The 11802-nt window shown below is 70.0% G+C and carries 10 protein-coding genes and 1 pseudogene; 8 read left to right on the top strand and 3 right to left on the bottom strand.

What is annotated here, in order from left to right; genetic code table 11:
* Positions 1-11 precede the first annotated feature (11 nt).
* Together OHO27_RS16335 and OHO27_RS16330 are read left to right on the top strand one after the other, a co-directional pair.
* Positions 12-1322: a UDP-glucose dehydrogenase family protein gene (locus tag OHO27_RS16335; protein WP_328424583.1), complete on the top strand. Its 1311-nt coding sequence runs from the start codon at positions 12-14 to the stop codon at positions 1320-1322.
* 29 nt (positions 1323-1351) lie between these two features.
* Positions 1352-2116 carry a polyprenol monophosphomannose synthase gene (locus tag OHO27_RS16330; RefSeq protein ID WP_328424581.1) on the top strand — a complete coding sequence of 255 codons (765 nt, stop codon included), beginning with the start codon at positions 1352-1354 and terminating at the stop codon, positions 2114-2116.
* Between the two features lie 43 nt (positions 2117-2159).
* Here the strand turns inward: OHO27_RS16330 and OHO27_RS16325 are convergent, their stop codons facing one another.
* Complete coding sequence (locus OHO27_RS16325; RefSeq protein WP_328424579.1) at positions 2160-3044, bottom strand: hypothetical protein; 885 nt, start codon at positions 3042-3044, stop codon at positions 2160-2162.
* Between OHO27_RS16325 and OHO27_RS16320 the strand changes: the two are divergent.
* The 4 genes and pseudogenes from OHO27_RS16320 to glmM all read left to right on the top strand — a co-directional run bounded on the left by OHO27_RS16320 (position 3043) and on the right by glmM (position 7709).
* A pseudogene (locus tag OHO27_RS16320) lies at positions 3043-4409 on the top strand (glycosyltransferase family 87 protein). The gene OHO27_RS16325 and the pseudogene OHO27_RS16320 overlap by 2 nt on opposite strands.
* Before the next feature lie 684 nt (positions 4410-5093).
* Positions 5094-5537, top strand: coding sequence for a 50S ribosomal protein L13 (gene rplM, locus OHO27_RS16315; protein ID WP_328424577.1), 444 nt, complete (start codon positions 5094-5096; stop codon positions 5535-5537).
* A gap of 42 nt (positions 5538-5579) precedes the next feature.
* A complete protein-coding gene (gene rpsI / locus OHO27_RS16310) occupies positions 5580-6113 on the top strand; it encodes a 30S ribosomal protein S9 (protein ID WP_328424575.1) in 534 nt (177 codons plus the stop codon).
* 237 nt (positions 6114-6350) lie between these two features.
* The gene (gene glmM / locus OHO27_RS16305) at positions 6351-7709 is read left to right on the top strand and encodes a phosphoglucosamine mutase (protein ID WP_328424573.1); all 1359 of its coding nucleotides are present in this window, start codon (positions 6351-6353) and stop codon (positions 7707-7709) included.
* Positions 7710-7795: 86 nt separating this feature from the next.
* Here the strand turns inward: glmM and OHO27_RS16300 are convergent, their stop codons facing one another.
* Both OHO27_RS16300 and coaA read right to left on the bottom strand, forming a co-directional pair.
* The gene (locus OHO27_RS16300; protein ID WP_328424571.1) at positions 7796-8734 is read right to left on the bottom strand and encodes a DUF389 domain-containing protein; all 939 of its coding nucleotides are present in this window, start codon (positions 8732-8734) and stop codon (positions 7796-7798) included.
* Positions 8735-8765: 31 nt separating this feature from the next.
* Complete coding sequence (coaA, locus tag OHO27_RS16295) at positions 8766-9734, bottom strand: type I pantothenate kinase (RefSeq protein ID WP_328424569.1); 969 nt, start codon at positions 9732-9734, stop codon at positions 8766-8768.
* A 203-nt stretch (positions 9735-9937) separates the two neighbouring features.
* Here coaA and OHO27_RS16290 point away from each other — a divergent pair, with 203 nt between their 5' ends.
* A complete protein-coding gene (locus tag OHO27_RS16290; RefSeq protein ID WP_328424567.1) occupies positions 9938-10951 on the top strand; it encodes an ATP-binding cassette domain-containing protein in 1014 nt (337 codons plus the stop codon).
* Positions 10948-11763, top strand: coding sequence for an ABC transporter permease (locus tag OHO27_RS16285; protein WP_328424565.1), 816 nt, complete (start codon positions 10948-10950; stop codon positions 11761-11763). Before OHO27_RS16290 ends, OHO27_RS16285 begins: the two co-directional genes overlap by 4 nt.
* The last annotated feature ends 39 nt before the right edge of the window (positions 11764-11802 follow it).

Here is an 11802-nt window from a genome sequence, read left to right as displayed (position 1 = left end):
GGGCCGTACCCATGCGGCTCACCGTCATCGGCACCGGCTACCTCGGTGCCACCCACGCCGCCTGCATGGCGGAGCTCGGCCACGACGTCCTCGGGGTCGACGTCGACCCCGACAAGGTCGCCGCGCTGCAGGCGGGCCGGGTGCCGTTCCACGAGCCCGGGCTGCCGGAACTGATCGCCAGGCACACGGCGAGCGGGCGGCTGCGGTTCACGACCGACTACGCGCAGGCCGCGGCCTTCGGCGACGTGCACTTCGTGTGCGTCGGTACGCCGCAGCGCACCGGCTCCGAAGGCGCCGATCTGACGTACGTCGACTCCGCCTTCGCGGCGATAGCCGCGCACGCCGGCCCCGACGCACTGCTGGTCGGCAAGTCGACCGTGCCGGTGGGGACAGCGGGGCGGCTCGCGGACACGCATGCCGGCGTCGAGGTCGCCTGGAACCCGGAGTTCCTGCGGGAGGGCTTCGCCGTCGAGGACACGCTACGGCCGGACCGGCTGGTGTTCGGGGTGCGCTCGGAGCGTGCCGAAACGATTCTGCGGAAGGTGTACGCACCTGTCCTCGCCGCCGGAACCCCACTCGTGACCGCCGACTTTCCGACCGCCGAACTGGTCAAGACGGCCGCCAACGCCTTCCTCGCCACCAAGATCTCCTTCATCAACGCGATGGCGGAGGTCTGCGAGGCCGCGGGCGGCGACGTCGGCGTGCTTGCCGAGGCGATCGGCTACGACGACCGGATCGGCCGGAAGTTCCTGCGGGCCGGCGTCGGCTTCGGCGGGGGCTGTCTGCCCAAGGACATCCGCGCCTTCGCGCACCGCGCCGACGAACTGGGCGTCTCGCTGGCGTTCCTGCGCGAGGTGGACGCGATCAACATGCGGCGCCGCGACAAGGTTGTCGAACTGGCCCGGGAGCTGTGCGGGGGAGGGGTCCTGGGGGCCCGTATCGCCGTACTCGGTGCCGCCTTCAAGCCCGACTCCGACGACATCCGTGACTCGCCGGCGCTCAACGTCGCCGCGCGGCTGCGGCTCGACGGCGCCGACGTCACGGTCTACGACCCCGAGGCGATGGACAACGCCCGCAAGGCGTTCCCGCTCCTCGGATACGCCCTGTCGGCCGAGGAGGCGCTGCGCGGCGCCGACCTCGTGCTGCATCTGACCGAGTGGCCGCAGTTCCGGGAGATCGACCCGGAGCGGGCCCGGTCGCTGGTTTCCCGTCCGCGGATCGTGGACGGGCGGGGGGTGCTCGACGCGGACCGCTGGACCGCGGCGGGCTGGCGGTTCCGGGCGCTGGGAAAGCCCGCGCCCGTTGGGGAGGGGCCTCGGTAGGGGTCCCTAGGGGAGGGAAAGAGAAAGCCATGACGGGACGTGACAACCACGACAGACACCCGGGCGTACCGGTCACCGTGGTCATGCCGACGTACGACGAGGCCGCGAACGTGGCGCGGATGGCCGAGCTGGTGCTCGGGCTGCCGATCGACGGGCTGCACCTGAAGATCGTCGACGACTCCAGCCCGGACGGCACCGGGCGGATCGCCGAGGAACTCGCCGAGAAGTACAACTGGGACGGCCGGCGCCGGATGAGCGTGCTGCACCGCACCGAGAAGGACGGCCTGGGGCGGGCGTACGTCGCGGGCATGAGCGCCGCGCTTGAGGAGGGTGCCGCGTACGTCGTCCAGATGGACGCCGACGGCAGCCACCCGGCGGAGGCGGTGCCGCGGATGCTGGGCACGGCGGTGGCCTCCGGGGTGGGCCTGGTCGTCGGCAGCCGGTACGTCGAAGGCGGTTCGCTGGACGAGGACTGGGGCGTGCACCGGGTGCTGCTGTCCCGGTTCGCCAACCGCTACGCCCGCACCGTGCTCGGCACGAAGATCCGGGACATCACGGCCGGCTTCAACCTGTGGTCGGCCGCGACCCTGCGGGACATCGACCTGGCCACCCTGGACAGCGCGGGCTACAGCTTCCAGGTCGAGCTGAAGTACAAGGCCGTACGGGCCGGACACAGCGCTGTCGAGATCCCGATCCGCTTCGAGGAGCGGACGGAGGGTGTGTCGAAGATGACGCTTCGGACGCAGCTGGAGTCGGCGGTCGTACCGATCCGGCTGCGCCTGAAGCACAGGTGAGCGCGTGGGCGGCGGTCGACCGTACGTCGGCCGCCGCTCGCCGCTACTCGCCCGCCGCCGCCGAAGCCTGGGCCTCGCCGCGCCGGCGGATCTGGCGGAAGGTGAACTCCTCCAGGTTGTCGCCGGTCTGGAAGCCCGCCGTGTCCTTGTCCGTCATGTCCTTGCCGTTGGTGAAGCCCGTGATGGTGAAGTAGGCGTAACGGCCGTAGGAGTTGGACTTCGAGTAGCAGACGGCCGAGGCGCAGAAGTCCTTGATGCCCTTGCCGGAGAGCGGCCGGACGATGTCCTTCTTGGTGTTCACCTGGCCCTTGACCTTGGCGGCCTTCGCCTCGGTGTCGAAGACGGCCACGCCCACCGTCACCGCGATGCCGTCCTTGACGTAGGAGACGCGCATGAAGCGGGTACAGCCGTTGGCGGTGAGGATCTTCGGGAGGCCGCCCTCGGTGACCGCGGAGCAGTTCTTCGTGTCGTCCGTCGCGCCCTTCTTGTAGACCGTCTCACCCATGGTCAGCTGCGTGCCGGGGAAGAGGATCTGCGCGCCGAGCGGAGCGGTGTCCTTGGCCTTGCTGGAGATGAAGTCCTTCGGATTCAGCGGCGGCGGGGCGCTCGTCGGCGCGAACGACGGGGCGGTGGACTGGTTCGGCAGGTCCGCGGTCGCCGGGAGTTCGGAAGACGGCTTGTTCGAGGCCGAGTTGCCGTCGTTCGCCGACACCACGGCCACGGCGACGGCAGCGCCGATCGCGACGGTGGCCAGTGCGCCGCCGCCGATGAACAGCAGCCGACGCCGTTTGTTACGGGTCTCGGAGGCCTCGGCGAGTGCGGCCCAGTCCGGGGTCTGGTCGTCGGCGCCGCTGTTCCACGGCTGCTGGGATTGCGGTGTCCAGGGATCCCACTGGGACTGGGGTCCCCCCTGCTGCCCGTAGCTCATGGGGCGCATCTTAGACGGACCGAAGGCGTGCCGGTCCGCCCCAAGCGGCGCACAGGCCCCTAGCGTTCAGCCGGTGAGCGAGCACAAAAGCGACATCTCCGGGTGGTTGGTACGACGGGCGACGTGGCATCTGTGGGCGGTGCTCGGGGTCTTGCTGGGGGCCCTCGTGGTGCGTACGGCGCGGGTGACCTCGGACGGAGGGATGGACAACGCGATCGTCGTGCGGGCGGCGCGGGTCTGGCTGGGTGGGGGTTCGCCGTATGACGACCCCCACTTTCTCTATTTGCCGAGTGCGGTGCTGGCGGCGGCTCCTCAGGCGCTGATTCCGCGGGGCGTGCTGGGTGTGCTCGTGCCGGTGGTCGTGACCGGGTGTCTGGTGGGGGGCTGGGTCTGTGCGCTGCGGCTGCACGGGGTGCCGCTGCGCAGCCGGTTCGCCGCGCTCGGGCTGATCGGGCTCACGGTCGGGTTCGCGCCGTTCGCGCACCTTGCTCTGCTGGGGAACTGGACCGCTACGGCTGCGCTCGCCCTGCCGCTGGGGTTGCTGCTGGCGGCGCGGGGGCGCTGGGTGGCGGCGGGGGTGGTGATCGGGGCGGCGATCGCGCTGAAGCCGTTGCTGGCGCCGGTGGGGTTGCTGTTCGTCTTCGCGGGGCGGTGGCGGGGGCTGGGGGCGATGGCCGGGGTGCCGGTGGTCGCGTCCGTGGGGGCGGCGTTGCTGCTGCCGGATCCTGCGGGGTTCTTCACCCGGACTCTGCCGTTCCTTCTGGGCGGGGACGACGGCTTCGTACGGCTGTATGAGGCGTCGCTGGTTGCTGTGCTGCCGAGGGTGGGGGTGCCGGAGGTGTGGGCCGGGGGGATCGGGGTGGTCGCGGCGGGGGTGGGGATGGGGTGTGCGTATGCGCGCTGGCGTGGTGGGGACGAGGGGGCGCGGCGGCTTGTCGAGACTGCGGCGGGGCTGATGCTCTCGGCGTTCCTCGTCTCCCGGCCCTCGTACGACCACTATCTGCTGGTCGTTGTGCCGCTGTTGGTGGCGGGGGTGCTGGGGGAGGGGGCGGTTGCTCGGGGGTGTGGTTCTGGGTGGCGCTCGTGCCGCAGCTTCCGGGGGTGACCTGGCCTTATCTGGAGGCGGTTCAGCGGCGGGCTTTTCGGGATGCGGTGACGTTGTGTGGTGTGGCGGTGACTGTGGCTGTCCGTGGCATTCGGTCCGGGCGGGCTGTCTCGCCCCCGCCGCCCCTACCCGTCCCGTCCTCCAGGGGCTCCGCCCCTTCGACCCCGCCAGGGGCTCCGCCCCCGGACCCCATGGCGGGCTCCGCCCCCGGCTCTCCGGCTTCGCCCGCCCAGGAGCCGACTCGGCGGGGAGAAGCGTGAGCAAACTCGGCCTGGCCGACTGAGTGGCGGGTTCCGAGGGCGCCAGGGGTGTCCGGGGCGGGGAGTGGGCGTGCGACTCGGGCGGTCTGCGGGTGTGCCTCGGGGGTCGGGGGGCCGGTGCGTGTGGGGGGCGTTTGGCTTGGTCGGGTGAGGGTGAGCCCTCCGGTGTGCCTGTGGTGGAAGGAGCGTCCGGCGCGGGTGGACGTGGGCTCGGGGGCGTCCGGGGTGTGGGGAGGGGGTGTCCGGCTGGGGCTCGGGGATTTCGGGACCGGACGGTGCTCGGGTGGGGGGCTGTGGTCTTGTCTTGGCGTGTTGATGGTCACGTCCGGGGTGGGCGGTTGCGGTGGTTGCCCGGGGCGGGCCTGGTGGTTGGGGGTGAGGGCCGGGCGGGGGCGGTGTGCGGGGGGGGCGGCAGGTTCCGGCGGGCGCTTACGCTGGTCAATGGACAGCAGGAGCCAGCCGCCGGCCACCCGTTTTGACCCGGCCATGGCGCCGCAGGTATCCTGCATGTTCGTTGTGTATTGGCTTGCTCATTCTCACGGGACGGGCCCTTACACCGGTCCACCGGGCCGATGACCAGCGACCCCACGTACGCGGTATGCGTCGCCGCAGTGCGGTCCAGGCTGTCGTGATCGTTTCGGTGACCTGTTCAGGACCATTCACTCGAAGCGAAGGCTACGAACCGTGCGTACGTACAGCCCCAAGCCCGGCGATGTGACGCGCCAGTGGCACGTCATCGACGCTCAGGACATTGTCCTGGGTCGTCTCGCCACCACTGCGGCGTCCCTCCTGCGGGGCAAGCACAAGCCGATCTACGCCCCTCACGTCGACACCGGTGACTTCGTCATCATCATCAACGCCGACAAGGTGCACCTGTCCGGCAACAAGCGGACCCAGAAGATGGCGTACCGCCACTCCGGCTACCCGGGTGGTCTGCGCTCCGTCCGTTACGACGAGCTCCTCGACAAGAACCCCGAGAAGGCCGTCGAGAAGGCCGTCAAGGGCATGCTCCCCAAGAACACTCTGGGCCGTCAGATGCTCTCGAAGCTGAAGGTCTACAAGGGTGACCAGCACCCGCACGGCGCGCAGCAGCCGCAGCCGTACGAGATCACCCAGGTCGCGCAGTAAGTCCGGCCACCCCCTAAGACTGAAGAGAATCTGAGGAGAATCGTGGCCGAGACCACTGCCGAGCAGCCGCTCGACGAGAACGTCGAGAACGTCGAGAACATCGACATCGACAGCTACACCACCGAGTCCGAGGTTCCGGTGGAGGGTGAGTACACCTCCGAGTCCCTCGCCTCGCGCTTCGGTGAGCCCCAGCCGGCCGCCGGCCTGGGCCGTCGTAAGAACGCCATCGCCCGCGTCCGGATCGTTCCGGGCACCGGCAAGTGGAAGATCAACGGGCGGACGCTCGAGGACTACTTCCCGAACAAGGTGCACCAGCAGGAAGTCAACGAGCCCTTCAAGGTGCTCGAGCTCGACGGTCGCTACGACGTCGTCGCCCGCATCGCCGGTGGCGGTGTCTCCGGCCAGGCCGGTGCGCTGCGTCTCGGTGTCGCCCGCGCCCTGAACGAGGCCGACGTCGACAACAACCGCGGCCCGCTGAAGAAGGCCGGCTTCCTCAAGCGCGACGACCGTGCGGTCGAGCGCAAGAAGGCCGGTCTGAAGAAGGCCCGCAAGGCCCCGCAGTACAGCAAGCGCTAAGCGCAAGCTGCCTCTGCTCGTACTCCGGTACTCCGAACGCCCCGGCGGCACGCCACAGTGCCGCCGGGGCGTTCGTCTTATCACCGGGCGCGGGCGTATAACGGCACAAGACGTTCAAAGGCTTGTGTGATCCGATGCCCCAGGCATGGAATGCCTGGTAGCGGGAGCCCCCGGTGGCCCGGTGGCGTATCGAGCGCCGGCTCCGCTTTCGGAACTGATGTTTCCTCAGGAGGACAAGTGGGACGACTCTTCGGCACGGACGGCGTGCGTGGTGTCGCCAACGCGGATCTGACGGCCGAGATGGCTCTCGGTCTGTCCGTGGCGGCAGCGCACGTACTCGCCGAGGCGGGCACCTTCGAGGGCCACCGGCCGACAGCGGTGGTCGGGCGGGACCCGCGCGCGTCCGGGGAGTTCCTGGAGGCCGCCGTCGTCGCGGGCCTCGCCAGTGCGGGTGTCGACGTGATGCGGGTCGGCGTGCTGCCCACGCCCGCGGTCGCGCACCTCACCGGCTCGCTCGGCGCCGACCTCGGAGTCATGCTCTCCGCCAGCCACAACGCCATGCCGGACAACGGCATCAAGTTCTTCGCCCGCGGCGGCCACAAGCTTGCCGACGACCTGGAGGACCGTATCGAGTCCGTCTACGACGAGCACCGGCACGGTGAGCCGTGGCAGCGGCCGACGGGTGCGGCAGTCGGGCGGGTGCGGTCGTACGACCAGGGGTTCGACGAGTACGTCGCCCACCTCCTCGGCGTCCTGCCCAACCGGCTGGACGGGCTGAAGATCGTCCTCGACGAGGCGCACGGCGCCGCGGCAGGCGTCTCTCCGGAGGCGTTCCGGCAGGCCGGGGCCGACGTCGTCACCATCGGTGCCGAGCCGGACGGGCTCAACATCAACGACGGCTGCGGGTCCACGCATCTGGACAAGCTGAAGGCCGCCGTCCTCGGCCACGGGGCCGCGCTGGGCATCGCGCACGACGGGGACGCCGACCGGTGCCTCGCCGTGGACCACACCGGCGAGGAGGTGGACGGCGACCAGATCCTCGCCGTGCTCGCGCTGGCGATGCGGGAACGGTCCGCGCTGCGTTCCGAGACCGTCGTGGCGACCGTGATGTCGAACCTCGGCTTCAAGCTGGCGCTGGAGCGCGAGGGGCTGAAGCTGGTGCAGACCGCCGTCGGTGACCGGTATGTGCTGGAGGAGATGAAGGAGCACGGCTACGCCCTCGGCGGCGAGCAGTCCGGGCACGTCATCATCCTCGACCACGCCACGACCGGCGACGGCACGCTGACCGGGCTGTTGCTGGCGGCTCGGGTCGCGGAGACCGGGCGTACGCTGCGGGACCTCGCCGCCGTGATGGAGCGGCTGCCGCAGGTGCTGATCAATGTGCCGGACGTGGACCGGACCCGTGTCGGGGACTCGGCCGACCTTGCAGCTGCCGTTGCCGAGGCGGAGCGGGAACTTGGTTCCACGGGGCGGGTGTTGCTCAGGCCTTCCGGTACCGAGCCGTTGGTGCGGGTGATGGTCGAGGCGGCGGATATCGAGCAGGCTCGGTCTGTCGCCGGGCGGCTGGCCGATGTGGTGAAGTCCGCGCTCGGGTAGTGCCGCGCTTCGGGTAGGGGCGGGGGGTTTCTCGTCGTCGCGGGCCGCGGGTTTGTTGTGGCTTGGCGCGCAGTTCCCCGCGCCCCTTAGAGGGCGTTCTTGCGTTGGCGCTGTTTGGTCAAGAACCACTTCTGGGCCAGGAGTGTGAGGGTGCCGGCCAGGACGATGCCCAGCAGGTTCAGCAGGAGCTGTTCGGTGGAGCCCCAGGCCTGCTTGTACTCGTCGTAGCTGAAGGCCACGGCGGCGTTCGCGGCGGCCGGGACCGTCGTCACCGAGATGGCGACGCCCACCAGCGCGCCCGACTTGGCCGAGGTCAGGGAGAGCGTGCCCGCGCAGCCGGCGAGGACGGCCACGACGAACGAGAACCAGTCGGGTCGGTAGATGAAGTGGGTGTTGGGGCGTTCGGCGTCCAACTGTTCGTGGCTGAACAGGTTCACGGCGTCCATGAAGTAGCTGAAGCCCACCGTGACCACCATGGCCGCCGCGAAGCCCACCAGCAGTGCGATCAGTGAGCGCAGTGCGAGGCGGGGGGCTCGCTGCACAACCGCCGTGCAGACGCCCGCCAGCGGTCCGAACTCCGGGCCGACCGCCATCGCGCCCACGATCAGGATCGCGTTGTCGAGGACCACACCGCAGGCCGCGATCATCGTGGCGAGCGTGATGAAGGCGAGGTACGTGACGGAGAGCGTCGACTCCTCGTGCGTGGCGTCCGCGAGGTGCTCCCACAGCACCGCGTCCGCGCCCTCGCCCGGTGCCTCCTTCTCGGCATTGTCGGCACGCTTGGACAGCGACAGGTCGATGTTCTCGACGGCGATGGAGCCGGACTCCCCGATGCCCAACTGCTGGAGATCGGTGAGGAGTTCGTCGCCCGCCTCGCGCGCCACGTCACACATCACCAGGTCCCCGGAGGGGTTGCGGGCGGCGCCCGGCAGGACGGCGAGGTGGGTCGCCCCCACCGTCCCTTCGATCAGGCGGACCACGTCGTCGGTCCGGTCGGCCGGCGTGATCAGGCGCAGATGCAGCATGACGCCTTTCTAACAGGCCCCTGTGACAGCTTCACAGCTTGCGCAGGCTCAGCCGCTGCACCTTGTGGTCCGGGCCCTTGCGGACGACCAGGGTGGCCCGGCCGCGGGTGGGGGCGATGTTCTCGACGAGGTTGGGCTTGTTGATGGTGCGCCACATCGTGCCGGCGTAGTCGAGGGCCTCCTCCTCGGACACCTGGGTGTACTTGCGGAAGTACGAGGAGGGGTTCTGGAAGGCGGTCTCGCGCAGCCGCTTGAAGCGGTTGAGGTACCAGTGCTCGATGTCCTCGGTGCGGGCGTCGACGTACACGCTGAAGTCGAAGTAGTCGGCGAGGCCGACCCGGGTGCGGCCGTCCTTGCCGGGCAGGGCGGGCTGGAGGACGTTCAGGCCCTCGACGATCAGGATGTCGGGGCGGCGGACCGTGAGCTTCTGGTCCGGGACGATGTCGTAGATCAGGTGGGAGTAGACGGGAGCCGTGACCTCGTCCTTGCCCGCCTTGATGTCGGCGACGAACCGGGTGAGGGCGCGGCGGTCGTAGGACTCGGGGAATCCCTTCCGCGACATCAGGCCGCGGGCCCGGAGCTCCTTGGTGGGCAGCAGGAAACCGTCCGTGGTGACCAGCTCCACGCGCGGGTGCTCGGGCCAGCGGGAGAGCAGGGCCTGCAGGAGACGGGCGACCGTGGACTTGCCCACGGCGACCGAACCGGCGACCCCTATGACGAACGGGGTGCCGGACTGGGAGCCCTGTTCGCCCAGGAAGGTGTTCAGCGCCCCTCTGAGGCCGTCCGTGGCGCCGACGTAGAGGTTGAGGAGGCGGGAGAGCGGGAGGTAGATGTCGCGGACCTCGTCGAGGTCGATGACATCGCCCAGACCGCGCAGCTTCTCGACCTCCTCCGCCGTGAGCGGCAGCGGGGTCTTGTCGCGCAGCGCGCTCCACTCCGAGCGGGTGAGGTCGACGTAGGGAGTCGCCTCCGGCCTGGGCCGGTGGGCGCTCCGGGGCATCGAGGAGACCGGAGAGATCACAGTCCATTGTTACGGGAGTACGAACGGACGGTGAGGTGGGATCCGTCACGCCGCCGCGTTCTCTGGAGAAAACGGCTGCCTTGGGCCGGTACCCGGGCAAGTGGGGAATGTCAGTGGCGTGCGTCACAGTTGTGGGAGAGGTGGGCCCAGCCCGGGGTCCACCGATCCCCAGGGGGTGACCCATGACGTATGCGATCGAGGCGGAAGGCCTGGTCAAGCGGTTCAAGGACACCGAGGCGCTGGCCGGGGTCGACCTGGGGGCCCGGCGAGGCACGGTGCTGGGACTGCTGGGTCCCAACGGCGCGGGGAAGACCACCGCGGTGCGGATCTTCGCGACCCTGCTCCGGCCGGACGGTGGCCGGGCGCAGGTGGCCGGGCACGACGTGGTCCGGGAGGCCGGGGTCGTACGCGCCATGGTCGGGCTGACCGGGCAGTACGCGGCGGTGGACGAGAATCTGACCGGTACGGAGAACCTGCTGATGATCGGCAGGCTGCTCGGTCTGCCACGCCGGGAGGCGAAGGCGCGCGCGGCCGAGCTGCTGGAGCGCTTCCAGCTGGCGGACGCGGCCGGGCGGGCCGCGAAGACCTACTCCGGCGGCATGCGCAGGCGTCTGGACCTCGCGGCCAGTCTCGTCGGGCAGCCCAGCATCCTCTTTCTCGACGAGCCGACGACCGGACTCGACCCGCACAGCCGTGGTGAGCTCTGGGACCTGCTGCGGGGCCTGGTCGCGGACGGGGCGACGGCCCTGCTGACCACGCAGTACCTGAACGAGGCCGATGTGCTCGCCGACGACATCGTGGTGATCGACAAGGGCCGGGTGATCGCCGAGGGCACGCCCGACCAGCTGAAGTCGCAGGTCGGGGGCCAGGTGCTGCAGCTGCGGCCGGTGGCGGCGGAGCATCTCGTACGGGCGCACCTGCTGGTCGCCGAGGCGGCCGGTCCGCAGACGCAGATCGAGGGCGAGACGATCACCGCCCCGGTGAAGGATCCCGAGCTGATGCCTGCGGTCGTGCGCACGCTGGACCGTGAGGGGATCGCGGTGGGCGAGCTGGCGCTGCGGCGCTCGTCGCTGGACGAGGTGTTCCTGGCGCTGACCGGACACCGTGCCGAGCCGGGCGAGCCGGAGGGGAACGGCGGGGCGGCCGTACGGGACGACGACGAGAGCGAGCTGGAGAAGGCGGTGAGCCGGTCATGACCGCCGCCACCACGACCATCACGGCCCCGGTCACCAAGTCGGGCCGGGTGCGACCGCTCGACGGGATGCGGCAGACCTTCACGATGGCCTGGCGGAGCCTGGTCGCGGTGAAGCACAACCCGCTCGAACTGGTCGACTACAGCATCACGCCGATCATGTTCGTGTTCCTCTTCACGTATGTGCTGGGCGGGCAGATGGCCGGGTCGCCCGAGGCGTATCTGAAGTACGCACTGCCGGGGATCATCGTCCAGAACACCCTGTTCATGACCATGTACACCGCCATGGCGCTCAACACCGACCTCACCAAGGGCGTCTTCGACCGGCTGCGCAGCCTGCCGATCGCCCGCTCGGCCCCGCTCATCGGCCGTATCACCGCCGACCTCGCCAAGCACGTCTGGGCGCTGCTGCTGATGATCGGCCTCGGCCTGCTGCTCGGCTTCCGGATCACCGGAGGGCTGGGCGGGTTCCTGCTCGGGACGCTGCTGGTGGTCGTGTTCGCGGCGGCGGTGTCGTGGGGCGCGGTGCTGATCGGGATGCTGGCGGGGGACGCCGAGAAGGTGCAGGCCTTCGCGTTCACGATCATTTTCCCGATCACGTTCACGAGCAGCGCGTTCGTCATGGTGGACACCATGCCGGGGTGGCTGCAGGCGTGGAGCGACGTGAATCCGGTGACGCATCTGTCGGACGCGTTCCGGGGGCTGCTGCTGGGTGGGCCGGTGGCGGAGCCGGTGCTGTGGTCGCTGGTGTGGGCGGCCGGGATCGCGCTGGTGTTCTATCCGTTGGCCATGCGCTCTTATCGGGCGAAGACCTGACGGGCCCCAGGAATTTCCGAATTCGGGCAGGCGGCGCGG

The sequence above is a fragment of the Streptomyces sp. NBC_00443 genome (assembly GCF_036014175.1).
Lineage (GTDB): Bacteria > Actinomycetota > Actinomycetes > Streptomycetales > Streptomycetaceae > Streptomyces.
Note: the sequence above shows the minus strand (reverse complement) of the source record. Positions and strands in the feature narration are given on the sequence as shown.